Genomic DNA, 19,012 nt, shown 5'->3' on the forward strand with positions numbered 1-19,012 from the left:
GGCCCGGACCGGCGACGGCGGGGCCGTCCCGGAGGCGTGCGGAGCCGGTCGCATCTGCGCCGTTTCGACCGTTGTCGGTGCGAGGACCTAATCTGTGCACCGTGACTTCGCCTGCCTCGACGGAATTCGTTCCGCCCCAGCTCAGCGCGGGGCCGCGACCCGCGCCGGGTCCGGCCGCCGACGAAGGGCTCGCGCGGCGGCTCCGCGCGCTCGCGTGCACGGCGCCGCTGCACGATCTGGACGCCCGCAAGGCGAACCTGGCCGGTGAGTACTCGGTCTACGCGATGGCCGAGGTCGCCCTCGCCGCGATCGACCTCGTCACGCTCAACATGGACTTCGACACCGGCGCGGACCACGAGCAGATCGTCGGCCGGCTCCTGCCCCGCGTCGCCGCCCAGGCCCCCGCCCGCCCCACCGCCGAGCACGAGCGGGTCGCGCGCTGGGTCCTGGAGAACCTGATCAACGTCGGCAGCGTCGACCGCGGGTTCCGCGCCGTGTACGGCACCTTCGGCGCCGACGGCGTCTACACCCGCCGGGACTACGACTTCAAGCTGATCGAGGAAGTCCCCGGCTACGGCGGCGGGGTCTATCTCCGCACCACCGACGAAGCGGTCAACGTCCTGGTCGGGGCCCTGGACACCGACGTCACCAGCGCCCAGATCGCCGCCGAGGTGAAGCTGGAGATCCTGATCAGCCGCGGCCGGCTCGCCGACGCCCAGCTCGCCGCCGAGCAGGCGCGCTACCGGACCGTGCAGTACGCCGAGACCCTCCGCAAGACCCTGGAGGCGACCCGGCGCAACGTCCGCGCCGTCGACTGGCTCAGCGCGGTCCCGGACATGATCGCCGAGGCGCTCGACCACGTCGCCGACCGCTACCGCCACGAGAACGCGATCCTCACCAACATCCGCAAGGCCCGCGACGAGGCCGAGGACCAGGAGCACAAGCGTCGCGCCGCCGAGCTCGTCGACATAGTCAAGGACTGCATCCGCCGCCACACCCAGCTCCAGTCCCGCCTCCTGGAGGCCGGCCCGCTCTTCCGGGCCGAGCAGGACCGGCAGGCCTTCGCCGCCCCCACCTCGTACAGCGGGATTGACCTGTACGGGCAGCTGGTCGCCCCGCTCCTCCCGCTCCCCGTCGAACAGGCGACCCGGGTCACCGATGCCTTCTTCGCCCGCGGCACCGGCCTGCGCACGCCCGTGGCCGTGCGCGTCGGAGACCTGGTGGAGATGCTGCTGACGCCGCCCGTCGAGCGCGAGCACCTCGGCGCGGAGATGCCCGAGCCGGACCTGATCGCCACGCCGGACGACAGCCGCTTCAGCGAGGAGCAGCTGGCGAGCGCGATGGAACTGCTCGACCTGGAGCACGACGCCCCGCGCCGCCTCTCCGGCCTCCTCGCCGACGCCCGCCGCCGCGACCCGGACCTCCCGTACCTGGTCGCCCTCCTCGCCGTCCACGCGGCGAGCCCCCCGGTCGGCACCGCGTACCGCCAGGGCGAAGAGCGCCTGCTCTTCGCCGTCGACGACGGCACTTTGCTGGACGACCCGGAGTTCGGTGGCGCCGACCTGATAGTGGGCACGGCACTCCTCGACGCGGCCGGCATGGCCGCGGCCCGCTCGGAGGCGTCATGACGTCCACCACCGACGCCGCTCCCGCCCCGTCCGGCCCGGCCCACGGCGAGGTCGAGACCCTGACCGCGGCCCCGGACGAGCCCGGAGTCGCGGCCTCGGACGAGGGCCCCGCCCTGCCCCCGGAGCAGGCCTCCGACAGGGGCCTCGCCACGGACCAGGGCCCCGACTCCGAGGCTCCGGACGGGACCCCGGCCTCGGACGAGCCCCCCGCCCCGTCGGCGCCCAAGGCCGGCGGTGTCGTGCTGCCGCCCGGGCCCGCGAGGCGCAGTCCGGCCCCCTATGTGCGGGCCGTTCGGCTCGTCGCCGAGGTGGCCGACACCGGAGAGGTGCCCGCACGGCGGCGCGGCGTGAGCGTCACGCCCGTACGGCTGCCCCTGGCCCGGCCCACCGCCGCCCCCGCCGCATCACCGACCACCCGTACCGAGGAGCCCCAGCCGTGAGCGAACACCACGCCGAGCACGCCGACGCGTGGAGCGAGCCGGAGCCCCCGCAGACCCCTGCCGCTTCCTCCGTCACTCCCGTGACGCCCGCCGACGCGGCCGACGCCGCACGACTCGTCTCCTTCGGGCTCCAGCCCAAGCTGCTGCCCGCCCGCGACGCCGAGTACGCCGAGCTCCTGCGGCGCTACCGCGAGGACCCCGCCTTCGCCCGCCTCGCCGACGCCGTCGCCACCGGCCTCGGCCTCGTCGTCCTGGAGGTGTCCCCGCGCGCGGGCATGGCCGTCACCGCCGACGAGGACTCCGTCTTCGCCGTCCGCATGGGCGACTACGCCCGCCGCGCCTCCACCGACTCCGCCGACCGCTTCCTGCACGGCCTCGCCCACCTCGCCGTCGCCGCCATGGCCTTCCCCCGGCCCGAGGACCTCGCCGACGACGGCTACATCGGCCGCCTCACCGTCAACGGCGTCGACGCCTTCGTCCGGCAGGCCTGCCGCCGCCTCGAGGAGCGCGCGGAGGAGCAGGGCGAGAACACCGACCCCGCGTCGGACGCCCCCGGCCTGGAGGCCGCCTGGCGGATCTACGCCCGCCGCAGCTCCACCGGCGCCACCAAGGACGCCCGCAGGCTCGCCGGCTCCACCACCGGCATCGTCGGCAAGGCCGTCGCCTTCCTCACCGACTCCGGATTCCTCCAGCGCACCGGGGACGACGCCGGCGGCGCGTACCGCACCACCGCCCGCTACCAGCTCCAGGTCCGCGACATGGCCGGCAGCGCCGCCATGGCCGAGCTCCTCGAACTCGGTGTCGTACCGGTCAGCGACGGCTCCGCGACCCTCCTGCCGCCACCCGACGGCGACGACCTCGAGCTGGCCGCCGACGCCGGCCTGCCCTTCCACGCGTAACCCCACGAAGACACAGAGACGACGAGAGTCCGCCGCCATGTACGAGCTGTCCCGGGTCCGCCTCTACTCCATCGGTCCCGCCGGTGCGCGCTACGCCGACACCGTCCTGGACCTGCGTGGAGTCGGCGCGCCCGTGCCCCACCCCGCCCCCACCCAGGCGGAGTTCTTCGAGGAGGAGCCGGTCGGCCCGCCGCGCCGCCCGGCGCCCGCGGGTGTGCTCTTCCTGGAGAACGGCGGTGGCAAATCCGTCCTCCTCAAGCTGATCTTCTCGGTCATGCTGCCCGGCCACCGCAACACCCTCGGCGGCGCCAGCTCCGGCGTGCTGCGCAAGTTCCTGCTCGCCGACGACTGCGGCCACGTCGCCCTGGAGTGGCAGCACACCCTGACCGGCGAACTCGTCGTCGTCGGCAAGGCCAGCGAGTGGCGCGGTCGCCAGGTCTCCAACGACCCGCGGAAGTTCGCCGAGGCCTGGTACTCCTTCCGCCCCGGCCCCGGCCTGAGCCTGGACAACCTGCCCGTCGCCGAGGCCACCTCCGTACGCCCGCCCGTCGAGGGCGCGTCCGGTGCGCAGGGCCGCCGCCGCACCATGAAGGGGTTCCGCGACGCACTCACCGAGGCGGGGAAGGCCTACCCGCACCTGGAGGTCTACTGGGAGGAGATCCACGACCGGTGGAACGAGCACCTCGGCGAGCTGGGCCTCGACCCCGAACTCTTCCGCTACCAGCGGGAGATGAACGCCGACGAGGGTGAGGCCGCCGGCCTCTTCGCGGTCAAGAAGGACTCCGACTTCACCGATCTCCTCCTGCGGGCCGTCACCGACACCCGTGACACCGACGGCCTCGCGGACCTGGTCAGCGGCTTCGGCAACAAGCTCGGCCGACGGGCCGAACTCACCGCGGAACGCGACTTCACCGCCGGCTCCGTCGACCTCCTCGGCCGGATCGTCGAAGCCGCCGAGACCCGGGCACGCGCGCGTGACGTCCACGCGGGCGCCGAGCGCCGCACCCGTACGCTCGCCCGCCGGCTCGCCGCCCGCGCCACCGAGGAGCGCGGCCGCGCCGCAGAACTCGCCCAGCAGGTCACCACCGCCGCCCACGCCGTCTCCGAGGCCGAGGCGGCACGTGGCCGCAGCTCCCTCATCGCCGCCGAACTGGCCTACCGGCACGCCTCCCTGGCCCTGACCGTCGCCGAGAAGAGCGCCGCCTCCCAGCGCCGCGAACTCACCGACGCCCGCACCCTGCACTCCGCCTGGCAGGCCACCGAGGCCGTCCTGCGGCACCGTGCCGCGAGCGACCGCTCCGCGCGCGTGGCCGCGGCCATCCGGGAGGCCGAGCGGGACGCCGCCCCGGCGCTCGCCGCCCGCGCCAAGGCGGCCGCCGATCTCGTACGGGCCCTGCACGCCGCCGCCGAGGACGGCGAGCGGCACGCCGCGGAGGAGGAGGAGCGCTCCGCTGCCCTCCAGGAGGTCGGCGAGACCGCTCACCGCGATGCCACCGCCGCCGCCACCGACGCCCAGCGCGCCCGCAGCGAGGCAGGACACCTCCGCCAGCGCCTCGCCGAGGTCGAGCAGGAGACGGCGGAGGCGGTACGGGCGGGGTGGCTGGACGACTCCGCTCCGGACGCCGACCCGGCGCGCGCGGCCCTCGCCGCGAGCGACGCCGAGAAGACCACGGTCGCCGCCTGGGACGCGGCACGCGACGCCGCGCGCACGGCGGCCGAGCGGGCCAGGGAGGCGACCGCCGCCGAGTCCCGCGCCGAACTCGCCGCCGCCCGCGCGGCGGACGCGGCCGAAGCCGCCGAGAACGCCTACGACGCGGAGCGCCGCGCGGCCGAGTCCCTGGCCGCCGACGAACGCCTGGCGGAACTCCTCAGCCTGCCGAGCGCGGGCTCCCCCCTCCCGAGCCAGCGTGCGGGTGGCCAGGGCCCCTCCGCCTCCACCGTGGCCACGGACCCGAGCATTCCCGCCTCGCGCACCGGCGACGCCGAGACCGGCCCGGCCCCCGATGCCGCCCCCGATTCCGACGGCCGCGCCCGGGCCGCCGCGCCCGGCGCCGCCTTCGGCCTCGCCGCCGGCCCCCCGGGCCCTCTCACCGTCACCGAGTTCGACCGGTACGCGGACGAGTTGCGGCGGCTGCTCGACCAGTCCATCGCCGCCGCCGAGCGCAAGCTCTTCGACCTGCGCACCGCCGCGGCCGACGACGCCCGCATCCTCGGCGCCCTCGGTGACGGCGGGCTGCTGCCGCCCGGCCCGGACGTGCTCGCCACCGTCGAGTACCTGGGTGAGCAAGGCATCCCGGCGCTTCCCGGCTGGCGCTACCTCGCCCAGGCCGTCGACCCCGCCGACCACGCCGCCGTCCTCGCCGCCCGCCCCGAACTGGTCGACGGCGTCGTGATCACCGACGCCGTCTCGTACACCCGCGCCCGTGAGGTGCTGAGCACCGCGGCCCTGCTACCCCGCTCGACGGTGGCCGTCGGCACGGCCGCCGCCCTGCTCGCGCCGGTCCCGAGCCCCGAATCCGGCGAGGACGCGGGCGTCTTCCTCGTACCGCCGAACCCGGCGATGCACGACGAGCACGCGGCCGACGAGGAGCGGCAGGCCCTGCGTGCCCGTGCCACCGCGCGCGACGAGGAGATCCGCGCGCTCGCCGCCCGTCTGACCGGCGACCGTTCGCTCGCCGCGCGGATCGGGTCGTGGCGCGCCGACTGCCCGCCCGGCATGCTCGCCGAACTGGCCGCCGTCGCCGCCACCGCGCGCGGGACCGCCGAAGCGGCCACGGCCGCACTCGCCGAGGCCCGTGCGGCACGGGCGGAGGCCGACGAGGCCGCCACGGACGCCGCGCGGGTGCGGGACGAACGCCAGGAGGCGGCTCAGCGCGCCCGCCGCGCGGCCGACGCCCTCGCGGGCCTGGCGTTCCGGTTGCGCGAGCGCTCCGCGTGGCAGGCCAAGCTCCGGGAACTGGCTGACGACGCCGCCGAGTTCGAGGCCCGCGCCCAGACCTGTCTGGAGCGTGCCCGCGCCGCCGACGAGGACCGCCGCGCCGCCCAGCGCGCCGCCGACGACGCCCACCGCACCGCCCGCGCCCTGCGGGCCGAGCGCGCCGAGATCGCCGGCGCCCCCGACCAGCTTCCCGAGCCGGACGCCGACACCCCGCGCTCCGCGCTGCCGACCCTCCGCGAGGCCTACCGCGCCGCCTCCCAGCTGTACGAGAAGGTCGGCGTCGGCGCCGACCTGCGCGCCGAACAGGCCCGGGCCGAGAGCGACGAGTCCGCCGCCCTCGCCGAGCTCGACCGCCTCACCAACAAGGTCCGAACCCGCGCCGAACAGCTCCTGGAGTCCACCGACGGCGCCGACGGCCCCTCGCGACAGGCCGCCGCGGCCCGTGCCGAGTCCCTCGTCCAGATGCTGGAGACCCGCGCGTCCGAGGCGAGCGAGAAGCTCGGCCGGCTCCGTGGCGAGGCCGAGCGGCTGGCGCCCGAGGACGGCGCGTCGCACACCGAGCTGCCCGAGGAACTGGTCCCCGCAGACGCCGAGCAGGCCCAGGCCCTGCTCCGTACCGCGACCACCGAACTGGCCTCCCGTACGGACGCGCTGGAGGCCGCACGCACCGCGCACGCCGGCCTCCTGCACGCCCACCGCGCCGCCGAGGACGCGGCGGGCGGCTTCGACGAGACGGCGGCGCTCCTGCGGGACCTGCTGCGCGACCACGCGGAGGAGGAGCCGGACGGCCCCGAGCCCTACCCCGGCACCCTGGAGGAGGCCCGGCACTCCGCCGCCGAGGCGCGCCGCTCGCTGCGCGGCTGCGCCGCCGAACTCTCGGCCGCCGACTCCGCCGTGCGCGAGGCGAGCGACATCCTCGTCCGGCACGCCAACTCCAACCGGTACGAGCAGGTCCGCACCCCCGCACGACAGCAGATCCGTGAACTGCCCGCGGCCGCGCTCCCCGAGCACGCCGCCAAGTGGGCCGAGGCCTTCGCGCCCCGGCTGCGCGTCCTCACCGACGAGCTGGAGCAGCTGGAACGCAACCGGGACTCGATCGTCGACCGGCTGCGCGGCCTGGTGGAGTCCGCGCTGACCACGCTCCGCTCGGCGCAGCGTCTGTCACGGCTGCCCGAGGGCCTCGGCGAGTGGTCGGGCCAGGAGTTCCTGCGCATCCGCTTCGAGGAGCCGGACCAGGCCACGCTCACCGAGCGGCTCGGCGAGGTCGTCGACGAGGCGACCCGCGCGGCCGTCAAGAAGAACTCCGACCTGCGCCGGGACGGCATGTCCCTGCTGCTCCGGGGCGTCCAGGCGGCCCTGGAACCGCGCGGCATCGCGGTCGAGATCCTGAAGCCGGACGCCGTGCTGCGGGCCGAGCGCGTCCCGGTCGGCCAGATGGGCGACGTCTTCTCCGGCGGCCAGCTCCTCACCGCCGCCATCGCGCTGTACTGCACGATGGCCGCCCTCCGCTCCAACGACCGGGGCCGCGACAAGCACCGGCACGCGGGCACCCTGTTCCTCGACAACCCCATCGGCCGCGCCAACGCGACGTATCTGCTGGAGCTCCAGCGGGCCGTGTCGGACGCGCTCGGTGTCCAGCTCCTCTACACGACCGGTCTCTTCGACACGACGGCGCTCGCCGAGTTCCCGCTGGTCATCCGCCTGCGCAACGACGCCGACCTCCGCGCGGGACTGAAGTACATCAGCGTGGAGGAGCACCTGCGCCCCGGCCTGCCGCAGCCCGCCGCCGAGGGCGAGACCATCCACGGCGAGATCACGGCGACCCGCATGTTCCGCCGTACACCGGCGGAGGACTCCCGGGCGACGGCCACGGCGACGGCCGAGTAGCCGGCCCGCCGAGGGCGTCCCCGCGCAACGTGAACGGCCCGGCCCCCATGGGGGGTCCGGGCCGTACTCAGGAGGTCTCCGGCTGCCTTCTCCGGACTGCCCAGGCCGTCTCAAGCCGCCTCGGACAGCACCGGGGAATCCGTCGCCGTGCGCCGTACCCCGGCGGCCCCGTGCCCCGGCTCGCTCTCCACCGCCTGCGCGGCCTTCCGCGCCAGGCGCCGCTCGCGCCGCAGTTGGCGTGCCGTACTGCTCGGTTCCGACACCACGCCGTTGCGCTGCCGCCACACCTGACGCGTCACCCACACATCGAGCACGCTCCAGGTGGCCACCACCGTGCTGCCCACGGAGGTGAGCAGCATCGGAAACGCGAGCCAGGAGCCCGTCACCGCGCAGAAGAAGGCCACCATCGCCTGTATGAGCGTCACCGACGTGAGCAGCACGGCGCGTACGGCGGCGGCACGCACCGGATCGGGCAACCGGCGCCGACCCTTCTCGTCCTCCACCCACAACTGCCCCGCCGACCGCGCCTCGTGGTCCATCGTGTCGTCACTCCCCACCGCCGAACGTCTTTCATGGGTGGCTGCCCGCATTGAGCCGCTTTACGCGGACACACCCCGCCCCGTAGACAATGACGGTTCGCAGCGGGAAAAGGTTTCCCCTCCCATGTAACGGAACGAACAGTTCCAGCCATCCGCCCCAGCACGAGAAGAAGCGCTTGGCCAGGTGTCCTGTGCCACAGTGGCCAATCCCAACTCCCCGAATAGCGGGACATCTCATGATCAACACTCACTCGACAGGCTGAAAATCGCACGGACATGCCTTCGAGTTGACTGTGATGCAGTAGTAGGCTCGCGCCGCCGTTTGTTGAAGCCGATGGTTGACGCCATGTGTTGACGCTGTGTGTTGACACCACGCGTCGACAACGAGGATCTCCGCGCCGGGCGGAGGCCGAGCTGGGGGAGGCCATGCGCTTTCGCGGGACGTCCATCCGCCGGAAGATCGTGGCGTTGCTGCTGGTGCCGCTCGTCTCCCTCACCGCCCTCTGGGGATTCGCGACGGTACTCACCGGCCGCGAGGCCGACCAGCTCCTCGACGTCGGCTACATCGTCGACAAGGTCGGCTACCCCGTGGAGGACACCGTCCGTGTCATCCAGAAGGAACGCCGCCAGTCGCTGATCTACCTCGCCGACCCGCGCGCCTCCGACGCCCTCACCACCCTGCGCACGCAGCGCGAGGCCACCGACCGTCAGATCGCCCTGATCCGGCGCAACGCCGCCGACTCCGGCGTACGGGAGGAGATGCGGCCCGTCGCCTCCCAGCGCCTCGGTTCCCTCCTCGAAGCGCTCGACGGCCTCGACTCGCTGCGACGCTCCGTGGAGAACCGGAGCATCGGCCGCATGCAGGCCCTCGACTTCTACAACCGGCTCGTCGACCCCTGCTACAGCTTCCTCATGACCCTCCACGCCCTTGAGAACGTGGAGATGGACAAGCAGGGCCGCGCGCTCGTCGGCGTGGTCCGCGGACGCGAACTGCTCGCCCGTGAGGACGCCCTGGTCCTCTCCGCGCTCATCTCCGAGCGCATCACCGCCCAGGAGATCCGCGCCGTCTCCGACCTCGTCGCCAACCGCAAGCAGTTCTACGAGGTCAACCTCGAGGTCCTGCCCGCCCGTGAGCGCGAGACCTTCGAGAAATACTGGGGCAGCCCCGCCACGGCACCGCTGCGCCGCACCGAGGAGGCGCTGATCACCGCGGGACCCGCCAAGAACCCGCGCATCGTCACCGCCGAGCGCTGGGAGGAACAGACGACCCCCGTCCTGGACGACCTCGCCCGCGAGAACACCGCCGCGGGCGACCGCTACCAGGACCGGGTCCAGCCCGCCGCCTACAGCGTGCTGCTCAAGGCCGGCGTCGCCGGCGTCCTCGGCTTCCTCGCACTGCTCGTCTCCGTCGTCGTCTCCGTCCGCGTCGGCCGCCGACTCGTCCGCGACCTGCGCAGGCTGCGCAAGGAGGCACAGGAGGTCTCAGGCGTCCGCCTGCCGAGCGTGATGCGCCGCCTCGCAGCCGGCGAACACGTCGACGTCGAGACCGAGGTGCCGCACCTGCGGTACGAGGAGGACGAGGTCGGCCAGGTCGGCCAGGCCCTCAACACCCTGCAGCGCGCGGCCGTCGAGGCGGCCGTCAGGCAGGCCGACATGCGTCGTGGCGTCTCCGAGGTCTTCGTCAACCTCGCCCGCCGCAACCAGGTCCTGCTCCACCGCCAGCTCACCCTCCTCGACACCATGGAGCGGCGCACCGAGGACACCGAGGAACTGGCCGACCTCTTCCGCCTCGACCACATGACCACCCGTATGCGCCGGCACGCCGAGGGCCTGGTGATCCTCTCCGGCGCCGCGCCCTCCCGCCAGTGGCGCAAGCCGGTCCAGCTCATGGACGTCGTCCGGGCGGCCGTCGCCGAGGTCGAGGACTACGAGCGGATCGAGGTCCGTCGGCTGCCCCGCCTGGGTGTCGGCGGCCCCGCCGTCGCGGACCTCACCCACCTCATCGCCGAACTCCTCGAGAACGCCACGGTGTTCTCGCCCCCGCACACGGCCGTGCAGGTGCTCGGCGAGCGGGTGGCCAACGGCTTCACCCTCGAGATCCACGACCGCGGCCTCGGCATGAACCCCGACGCCCTGCTCGACGCCAACCTTCGCCTGGCCGAGACCCCCGAGTTCGAGCTCTCCGACACCGACCGCCTCGGCCTCTTCGTCGTCAGCCGGCTCGCCCAGCGCCAGAACGTCCGGGTCTCGCTGCAGCCCTCGCCGTACGGGGGCACCACCGCGGTCGTCTTCATCCCGGCCGCCCTGCTCACCGACGCGCCCGAGACCCAGGGCGCGGGCTTCCGCCTGGACCGCAAGAGCCTGGACCGCCCCAGCGCCGACCGCCACATCTCGGATCGCCGCCGGAGCCTGGACCGCCGGAGCGTCGACGGGGAGAGCGGACCCGGCGCCGCCGGGCAGCCCGGCCGCCGCGCCGCGCTCACCCAGGTCCCCACGAGGTCGGCGGGCCCCTCGCTCCTGGACGGCCCCCTCGACGGCCCCGTCGAACTCGAACCGCCGCTGGGCTCCGCCGGCTTCGACGACCTGCTCGACCCCGCCGCCGCGGACCTGGAAGACACCGAGAGCGAGCGGGGCGGCATCTTCCGCGCCCGGGAGCGCCGCCGCCCCGGCGGCCTCGCACCGGCTCCGGACGGCGAGCAGCACCAGCAGACCACGGACCAGACGCCGGACCGCTCCCTCGACCGCACGCCGGGCCGCTCCCTGGACCGGGCCACCGACCGCTCGCCCGGCCGGACCCACGACGACGGCCCCGTGCCGCTGCCCCGCCGCCGGCCGCCCACGCTCGTCGTCGACCACGGACGCCGGATCGACGAACCGGGCCCGGCCCACCCCTCGCCCGTCCGCCCGGCCGAAGGACCCAGGACCCCGCCCGTGCCCGTCCGGAAGACTTCCGACACTCCGCCCGTCGCCCCGCGGGGAACGACCCCGCCCACGCTGGTGCCCGTACCGCCCGAGGGGCCCGCGCCCTTCGGCGGGCTGCCCCGCAGGGTCCGTCAGGCGAGCCTCGCGCCGCAGTTGCGCGAGTCGGGAGAACGCCCGGACGACCGGGCACCCACCGCCTCCGGCACCGCCGCGGACGGGGACTTCGAGCGCGACGCCGAGGAAGTGCGCAACCGCATGGCATCGATGCAGCGCGGCTGGCAGCGCGGACGACGGCAGAACGCCGAGACAACAGCACCAGGAACGACACCCGAGGGGGACGGTCGATGACCGCACCGAACGCCGCAGCACTCAACACCTCCGGAACCGGCAACGGCGAGCTGAATTGGCTCCTCGACGAGCTCGTCCAGCGGGTCGGCTCCATCCGCAAGGCTCTCGTGCTCTCCAGCGACGGACTTCCCACCGGTGCCTCCGCGGAGCTGACCCGCGAGGACGGCGAGCACCTGGCCGCCGTCGCCTCGGGCTTCCACAGCCTGGCCAAGGGAGTCGGCCGCCACTTCGAGGCGGGCAGGGTCCGCCAGACCGTCGTGGAGCTGGAGGACGCGTTCCTCTTCGTCACGGCGGCCGGCGACGGCAGCTGCCTCGCCGTCCTCGCGGAGGCCGACTCGGACGTCGGTCAGGTCGCGTACGAGATGACGTTGATGGTCAAGCGCGTCGGCGTCCACCTCGGGACCGCCCCGCGCGCCGGTTCGACCGCCGGAGGGTGAGTGGGGGGACGGCATGACTGACGCAGAACAGCAGGACCAGGGGCCACATCCGGCCCAGCACTGGTTCGACGACGATGCCGGGCCGGTGGTCCGTCCGTACGCGATGACCCGCGGCCGGACCAGCGCCGCCACCCGGCACCGGCTCGACCTCATCGCCGTGGTGGTGCCCGAGCCGGCGGCCGACGACCCCGGCCGGGACCAGACGCTCTCCCCGGAACATGTGGAGATCGTCGAACGCTGCTCGGACACGCCCCAGTCGATCGCCGAACTCGCCGCCGGACTCGACCTTCCCGTCGGGGTCGTCCGCGTCCTCGTCGGCGATCTCGTCGAGGACGAACTCGTCCACGTGACCCGCCCCGTTCCGCCGGCCGAGCTGCCGGACGTGAGCATTCTCCGCGAGGTGATCAATGGCCTTCGGGCGCTCTAGCCGCAAGAAGCCCCTCGTCGAACCGGTGACGCTGAAGATCCTGGTCGCCGGTGGCTTCGGAGTCGGCAAGACGACACTGGTCGGTGCCGTCAGCGAGATACGGCCGCTGCGCACCGAGGAGATTCTGAGCGAGGCGGGGCGGCCCGTCGACGATCTGCACGGCGTGGAGAACAAGTCGACCACCACGGTCGCCATGGACTTCGGCCGGATCACGCTCCGCGACGACCTGGTCCTCTACCTCTTCGGCACGCCCGGACAGGACCGCTTCTGGTTCCTGTGGGACGAGCTGGCCCAGGGCGCGCTGGGCGCGGTCGTCCTGGCCGACACGCGCCGCCTGGAGGAGAGCTTCGCCGCGATCGACTACTTCGAGCGCCGGGGCATTCCGTTCACGGTCGCGGTCAACTGCTTCGAAGGAGCTCAGCGGTTCCCGGCCGAGAGCGTCCGAGGTGCCCTCGACCTCGATCCCGAGGTCGAGCTGCTGATGTGCGACGCGCGCGACCGGGAGTCCGTGAAGAACGTGCTCGTGGCCGTCGTCGAGCACGCCCTGGTCCTCGCGGACCGCCCCGCCGCCCCCGTGCCCACCTGACGGACGGCGGGCGACGCCGGCGCCGATCCTCGCCCCCGTCGGCGGCGCTCAGCCGGTGCCGCTGTCTCAGCCGGTGGCGACGGGGTGAGTGCTGGTGTCCAGTCGGTGGCGACGTGGTCGGTGGCGGTGCTCAGCGCACCGCCACCACCGCCGACCCGTGCCCGAACAGACCCTGGTTCGCGGCGATCCCGACCCGCGCGCCCCGCACCTGGCGGCTCCCCGCCGTCCCCCGCAGCTGCCAGGTCAGTTCGCAGACCTGCGCGACGGCCTGAGCGGGCACCGCCTCGCCGAAGGACCCCAGGCCGCCGCTGGTGTTGACCGGAACACGCCCGCCCAGCGCCGTCACCCCGTCCCGTACCAGCTTCGCGCCCTCGCCCGCCCCGCACAGGCCGATGTCCTCGTACCACTCCAGTTCCAGCGCGGTGGACAGGTCGTACACCTCGGCCAGCGACAGGTCCCCGGGCCCGACGCCGGCCTCCTCGTACGCGGCCCGGGCGATCGCCGCGCGGAAGGTGTGCGGCGGGGGCGAGACGGCGGCCGTGGAGTCGGTCGCGATGTCGGGCAGGTCCAGGAGCGCCTTGGGGTACGTCGGTGTGACGGTGGACACCGCCCGGATCCGTACGGGGTTTCGGTGCCCGTGCCGACGGGCGAACTCCATACTGGAGAGCACCAGCGCCGCGCCCCCGTCCGAGGTGGCGCAGATGTCCAGCAGCCGCAGCGGATCGGCGACCACGGGCGAGGCCGCGACATCCTCGGCGCTCACCGCCGTGCGGTAGCGGGCGAGCGGATTGAGCGCGCCGGCCGCCGCGTTCTTCACCTTGACGCGCGCGAAGTCGTCGAGCGTGTCTCCGTGGAGCGCCATCCGGCGGCGCGCGTAGAGCGCGAAGTAGGCCGGGTTGGTGGCTCCGAGCACCCGGAAGCGCAGCCAGTCGGGGTCGTCGGGCCGCTCCCCGCCCGCCGGGGCGAAGAAGCCCTTGGGTGCCGCGTCGGCGCCGACGACGAGCACCACGTCCGCCAGACCCGCGAGGATCTGCGCCCGCGCCGTCGAGACCGCCTGCGCACCCGAGGCGCAGGCGGCGTACACGCTGGTGACCCGCGCCCCCTGCCACCCGAGGGCCTGGGCGAAGGTCGCGCCCGCCACGTATCCCGGATAGCCGCACCGCACGGTGTCCGCCCCGACCACCGAGTCGACGTCCGGCCAGCCCAGAGCGGCGTCGGCGAGCGCGGCGCGGGCAGCCGCCCTGCCGTACTCGACGAAACTGAGACCCCACTTGCCCCAGGGGTGCATCCCGGCACCCAGGACGGCGACGTCGCTCATGCCGGGTCCTGCGCCACGCGCGCGTGCACCGCCGGCCGGGGCGCCGGCGGCCGGGGAACGGGCCGCCAGTGCCAGGTCGTCCAGGTGTGCTCCTCGTCCTCGTTCAGGACGCCCGGCACCACCTCGACCTCCATCCCCACGGTCAGGTCCGAGGTCCGCACGCCCGGTGCGGCCTGCCCGAGCACCACCATCCCCTCCGCCGCCAGTTCCACGGCGATCAGGGTGTACGGCTCCCAGGGCGCGTCCGGGTCGGAGACGTAGGGCGCGGGCGGCCGGTAGCGGCCGTCGGTGTACGACCACACGCGTCCGCGGCGGGAGAGCGGGGCCTCGACGAGCTCTCCGCCGCCCGGACAGCCCGGATTGCGGCACCAGGAGTCCTCGCGGGGAAAGAAGACCGCGCCACAGGCCGTGCAGCGGGTGCCGAGGAGCCGGAAGTCGCCCTCCGGGACGTCGTCGGTGAACCATCCGGCCACCACAGGTCTGCGCGTTCGTGTCACGACGGCCCTCCCCGAGCACCACAATCGATGTGAGACCTGACGGATCGTCAGAAGTGTGACACGGATGCGGATGCCTGAGAACCGTACGGCGCCTTCCTGCGTCCTTCCGGACAGCACGGGCGGCCGGGACCCACGGGGGTGGCCCCGGTCGCCCGTCGCGCCGCCGGCCTCAGTGCCCGGCCACCGAACGACGCGCCACCGGGAAGTCGAAGAACGTGGTAGGGAACGGCTCCGGCTTGAACGTGAAGTGCCACCACTCCTCGGGCAGGTTCACGAATCCCTGCTCGGCCAGGGTCCCCTTCAGTAGCTGCCGGCTGGCCCGCTGAGCGCCCCGGATCCGCGGGTCGTCGGTGTGCGACAAGGTGTCGAAGCAGTCGAAGCCCGTCCCCATGTCCACCGAGTTGTCGGGGAACCGCTCGGCCTGCGGGGCGTAGCACTCCACCAGCGGCTCGCCCGGCACATACGGGCGGGTGGGCGCCGCGGGCAGCCTCACGATCGTCACGTCGACCGTCGAGCCCCTGCTGTGACCCGACTTCTCCGCGATGTAACCGTCCGCGAACAGCCTCGACTTGTCGACCAGGGGATAGAACTCCTTCTTCATCCGCTCGTCGTCCAGATCCTCCGCCCAGCGTACGAAGTGGTCGACGGCCCGCTGCGGCCGGTAACAGTCGTACACCTTCAGCGAGTAGCCCTGCGCGAGCAGCTTCACCTGCGCGCGGTGCAGCGCCTCGGCGGCCGGGCGGGTCAGGATGCACAGCGGCTGCCGGTAGCCGTCGACGGGCTCGCCCACGAAGTTGTGCCCGGTGGTGTAGCGCATTTCCTGGATGATCGTCCGGTCGACCGAGCTCAGGGCCACGAACTCCTTCGGAGCCTTGGGCTCCGGCCTGGCCTGCGCGGACGGTACGGCGGCGGTGGCGGCGAGCAGACCGGCCGCGACGGTCACGCCGAGGGTGCGGAAAGCGGAAGCGAGTCCTGTCATGTGCACCGTCTATCAGTTTCCACGGGGCGCGGGAAAGGGTGATCGCATACGGTCCTGCCGTGAACGACTCCTACTGCTCCAGCTGCGGCACCCGCCACTCCGAGGCCACCACCTGGCCCCGTGCCTGCGCCACCTGCGGATCCGTCGCCTACCGCAATCCGCTCCCCGTCGCCGTCGCCCTGCTTCCCGTCGTCGACGAGCGGGGGACGGGGCTCGTCGTCATCACCCGGGCCATCGAGCCCCGGCGAGGCGGCGTCGCCCTGCCCGGCGGATTCATCGACCACGCCGAGGACTGGCGGGACGCCGTCGTCCGCGAACTGCGGGAGGAGACCGGCATCGAGGCGCCGGCGGGGGAGGTGAGGCTCGCGGACGCGCTCAGCTCCCCGGGCGGACACCTCCTCGTCTTCGGCCTGCTCCCGGCCCGTCCGGCGGCCGGCCTGCCGCCTTCGGTCCCGACGGACGAGACCACCGGCCGGCATCTGCTCCACGCCCCGGCGGAACTCGCCTTCCCGCTCCACACGGAGGCGGTACGCCGCTGGTTCGCGGGCCTGTACGACTGAGCCTTCCGCGCCGGCGATCTTCCCCTCGCGCTGGCGCTCGGCACCCCCGCGTCGGCGCCCGCCGCCCCCGGGGCGGGGGTGCCGGGCGCGGTCACCGCTCAGTCACCCAGCCCGCGCACTCGCACCCGTACCGCCGTCCCCACCTCCTCGCTCCCCTCGTCCGTGACGCGGTCCACGACCACCCGCCCGTCCACCAGACGCGTCGCGTACCGCTCGATCTCGCCCGGACGCCACCCGTCCCCGGTGTCCCGCACGACCAGCCCTCCACCGGTCCGTCCCGCCGCCGGAGCCCACACCTCCAGTTCCGGCTCCCCGTCCTCGCCCCGCACCGGGATCACCGCACCCGCCCGTGCGAGCACCGGGATACGGGACGGCGGCGCGTCGAGCAGCACCTGCCCAGGACCCTCGTACGCCCGGCCCGTCGCCGTGTCGTACCACCGCCCCCGCGGCAGCCGCACCGCCCGCCGGTCGGCCCCCCGCGTGAGGACCGGCGCCACCAGCAGCGCGTCGCCCAGCAGGAACGCGTCCCCGCAGTCCCGCAGCGCCCGGTCCTCCGGCGACCCCCACCACACCGGGCGTACGTACGGCGCCCCGGTCAGCCGGGCGAGCTGCGCGAGCGTGACGAAGTACGGCCGCATCCGTTCCCGCTCGGCAAGCGCCACGCGCGCGTGCTCCAGGACCTCGGGACCGAACTCCCACGGCTCGCGGCGCCCCGCGTCGATCGCCGCGTGCGTACGGAACAGCGGTAGCCACGCCCCCAGCTGGAACCAGCGCAGGAACAGCTCCGGCGACGGGCTGCCGTCGAAACCGCCCACGTCCGGCCCCGAGTACGGCACGCCGCACAGCCCGAGCCCCAGGACCAGCGCCAGAGACGCCCGCAGCCCCGGCCAGCCGGTCGACACCCCACCGGACCAGGTCCCGCCGTACCGCTGCATCCCCGCCCATCCGGAGCGCGAGAAGAGGAACGGCCGTTCCGCCGGCCGCAGCCGGCGCAGCCCCTCGTACCCGGCCCGGGCCATCATCAGCCCGTACACGTTGTGCGCCTCGCGGTGGTCGCCGCCCCGGCCCTCCAGCGCGTGCCGCGACGACCGGGGCAGCGTCCGGTCACCGAAGGGGGCGAAGGACACCGGCTCGTTCATGTCGTGCCAGATGCCCGAGAAGCCCTGCGCGAGCCGCTCCTCGTACAGCCCGCCCCACCACGTCCGTACCGCGGGATCGGTGAAGTCCGGGTAGGCGCACTCGCCCGGCCGGACCACGCCGTGGACCTCGTCCCCGCGACCGTCCCGCACGAAGGCACCGATCGCGCGCCCTCCGTCGTACACCGGATTCCCCGGCTCCGCCTTCACCGCGGGGTCCACGACCGAGACCAGCCGTACGCCCCTCTCCCGCAGCTCGGCCGCGAGACCCGGAAGATCCGGGAAGTGCTCACGGTCCCCCGTGAAGACCCGGTGCGCGTCGGAGTGGTCGACGTCCAGGTGCAGCACGGACAGCGGAAGGCCGCGATCGCGGTAGCCGTCCACCACCCGCCGTACCTCGCGCTCGCTGCCGAACCCCCACCGCGCGTGCTGCGGCCCCAACGCCCACGACGGCGGCAGCGCGGGTGCCCCGGTGAGGGCGGCCCAGCCGTGCAGCACCCGAGCCGGCGTACCGACCACGACCCAGCAACGCAGCGGCCCGCCGCCCATCCGGACCTCGCAGGTGCCCGGCCGGTCGTGCCCGGAGCCCGCGCCCTCCTCACCTTCGGCGAGCGTGACCCGCCCGTCCCAGGAGTTGTCGTGGAACGCCAGATGCGTCCCCGCGTCCGAGACGACGAACTGCACCGGCATGGTGATGTGGAGCGGATCGTCGCCGGGGGAGAAGCTGCCGTGGGGATCGGTGTTCCACAGCCGGTACGAGCCGTCCCGCAGCCGCGGCCCCGACGCCCGCCCGCCGAGCCCGAAGAAGCGCGCGTCGGCGGGCACCTCGCTGCGTTGCACCCACCGCGCGGGGCCGCCGGCGACCGGCTCCCACCAGCGCGGCGGCAGATCCCGCCGCAGTACCAGGCCCCCCGGCGTACGGACCTCCACAGCCCCGTGGCGGGAGATCGCGACCGTCACCCGCTCCGACACCACCCGCCATCCCCCGTCCGTGTCCGGCTCCAGCCTGGCCCGCGGGTCCGGCTCCGGCGGCTCACCGGCCAGGGCGTACGACGGAAGGGGCTCGGCCCCGTCCCAGCCCCAGAAGACCGTGCCCCCCGCCGACACGCTGATCCGCAGCTCGGAGCGGGCGAAGCGCACGATCCCCCCGCCCGCGAGCGGCTCCGCCTCGCCGACCGGCCCCGGCACCCGCGCCCGCTCCTCGCCCCTCGGCGGCAGCCCCCACGCATCCGTCCGCCGCTGCCGCCAGGCCGCGCGCACCGTCCGCAACCCCTGCACCGATCCGAACACCCTCACCGAACGCACCAGCTCACGACCGTCCATGCCGTTCACCCTGCCAGCCCTCGGGGCGCGAGCGAGGTCCGTTCAACTGCCGTTCACCCGTGGTGGGAGCACATGTTCAGCTCCCCGACCATGGGCGGGGAACCCTGGTGCGAAAGCCGCTCCCATGGCATCGTCCCTGTCAGCCGCG

Annotated in this window: 14 protein-coding genes; 9 read left to right on the forward strand and 5 right to left on the reverse strand. The window is 74.2% G+C overall.

The features are described from left to right. Positions 1–101: 101 nt before the first annotated feature. From IE136_RS11005 to IE136_RS11020, 4 genes are read left to right on the forward strand one after another with little or no spacing between them, the layout of a single operon-like run. Positions 102–1,628: a hypothetical protein gene (locus IE136_RS11005; RefSeq protein WP_158985271.1), complete on the forward strand. Its 1,527-nt coding sequence runs from the start codon at positions 102–104 to the stop codon at positions 1,626–1,628. Further along, a complete protein-coding gene (locus IE136_RS11010; RefSeq protein WP_189600217.1) occupies positions 1,625–2,068 on the forward strand; it encodes a hypothetical protein in 444 nt (147 codons plus the stop codon). Before IE136_RS11005 ends, IE136_RS11010 begins: the two co-directional genes overlap by 4 nt. Beyond that, positions 2,065–2,967, forward strand: coding sequence for a hypothetical protein (locus tag IE136_RS11015; protein WP_189600218.1), 903 nt, complete (start codon positions 2,065–2,067; stop codon positions 2,965–2,967). Before IE136_RS11010 ends, IE136_RS11015 begins: the two co-directional genes overlap by 4 nt. Positions 2,968–3,004: 37 nt before the next feature. After that, on the forward strand, positions 3,005–7,792 hold the full coding sequence (locus tag IE136_RS11020) for a coiled-coil domain-containing protein (protein ID WP_189600219.1): 4,788 nt from the start codon (positions 3,005–3,007) through the stop codon (positions 7,790–7,792). A 110-nt stretch (positions 7,793–7,902) separates the two neighbouring features. On the opposite strand, the gene IE136_RS11025 is transcribed toward IE136_RS11020, so the two are convergent. Next, the gene (locus IE136_RS11025) at positions 7,903–8,331 is read right to left on the reverse strand and encodes a hypothetical protein (protein ID WP_189600242.1); all 429 of its coding nucleotides are present in this window, start codon (positions 8,329–8,331) and stop codon (positions 7,903–7,905) included. A 426-nt stretch (positions 8,332–8,757) separates the two neighbouring features. Between IE136_RS11025 and IE136_RS11030 the strand changes: the two genes are divergently transcribed. The 4 genes from IE136_RS11030 to IE136_RS11045 are packed head-to-tail and all read left to right on the forward strand — an operon-like array spanning position 8,758 to position 13,051. Continuing rightward, positions 8,758–11,601, forward strand: a complete 2,844-nt coding sequence (locus IE136_RS11030) for a nitrate- and nitrite sensing domain-containing protein (protein WP_189600220.1) — start codon at positions 8,758–8,760, stop codon at positions 11,599–11,601. Continuing rightward, entirely contained in the window at positions 11,598–12,038 is a 441-nt protein-coding gene (locus IE136_RS11035; RefSeq protein ID WP_158985261.1) for a roadblock/LC7 domain-containing protein, read from the forward strand. Before IE136_RS11030 ends, IE136_RS11035 begins: the two co-directional genes overlap by 4 nt. 13 nt (positions 12,039–12,051) lie before the next feature. Beyond that, a complete protein-coding gene (locus tag IE136_RS11040; protein ID WP_158985259.1) occupies positions 12,052–12,465 on the forward strand; it encodes a DUF742 domain-containing protein in 414 nt (137 codons plus the stop codon). Further along, positions 12,446–13,051, forward strand: a complete 606-nt coding sequence (locus IE136_RS11045) for a GTP-binding protein (RefSeq protein ID WP_158985257.1) — start codon at positions 12,446–12,448, stop codon at positions 13,049–13,051. Before IE136_RS11040 ends, IE136_RS11045 begins: the two co-directional genes overlap by 20 nt. Positions 13,052–13,181: 130 nt before the next feature. Here the strand turns inward: IE136_RS11045 and IE136_RS11050 are convergent, their stop codons facing one another. The 3 genes from IE136_RS11050 to IE136_RS11060 form a co-directional block, all read right to left on the reverse strand. Further along, entirely contained in the window at positions 13,182–14,369 is a 1,188-nt protein-coding gene (locus IE136_RS11050; protein ID WP_189600221.1) for a lipid-transfer protein, read from the reverse strand. Further along, positions 14,366–14,866, reverse strand: coding sequence for a Zn-ribbon domain-containing OB-fold protein (locus tag IE136_RS11055; protein ID WP_158985253.1), 501 nt, complete (start codon positions 14,864–14,866; stop codon positions 14,366–14,368). Before IE136_RS11055 ends, IE136_RS11050 begins: the two co-directional genes overlap by 4 nt. A gap of 169 nt (positions 14,867–15,035) precedes the next feature. Continuing rightward, positions 15,036–15,845, reverse strand: a complete 810-nt coding sequence (locus IE136_RS11060) for a M15 family metallopeptidase (RefSeq protein ID WP_158985251.1) — start codon at positions 15,843–15,845, stop codon at positions 15,036–15,038. Positions 15,846–15,904: 59 nt separating this feature from the next. On the opposite strand from IE136_RS11060, the gene IE136_RS11065 reads away from it, so the two are divergent. Then, complete coding sequence (locus tag IE136_RS11065) at positions 15,905–16,405, forward strand: NUDIX domain-containing protein (protein WP_158985249.1); 501 nt, start codon at positions 15,905–15,907, stop codon at positions 16,403–16,405. 98 nt (positions 16,406–16,503) lie between these two features. Here the strand turns inward: IE136_RS11065 and IE136_RS11070 are convergent, their stop codons facing one another. Then, complete coding sequence (locus tag IE136_RS11070) at positions 16,504–18,864, reverse strand: glycoside hydrolase family 31 protein (RefSeq protein ID WP_189600222.1); 2,361 nt, start codon at positions 18,862–18,864, stop codon at positions 16,504–16,506. Between the last annotated feature and the right edge of the window lie 148 nt (positions 18,865–19,012).

The sequence above is a fragment of the Streptomyces lateritius genome, from assembly GCF_014649715.1.
Lineage (GTDB): Bacteria > Actinomycetota > Actinomycetes > Streptomycetales > Streptomycetaceae > Streptomyces > Streptomyces lateritius.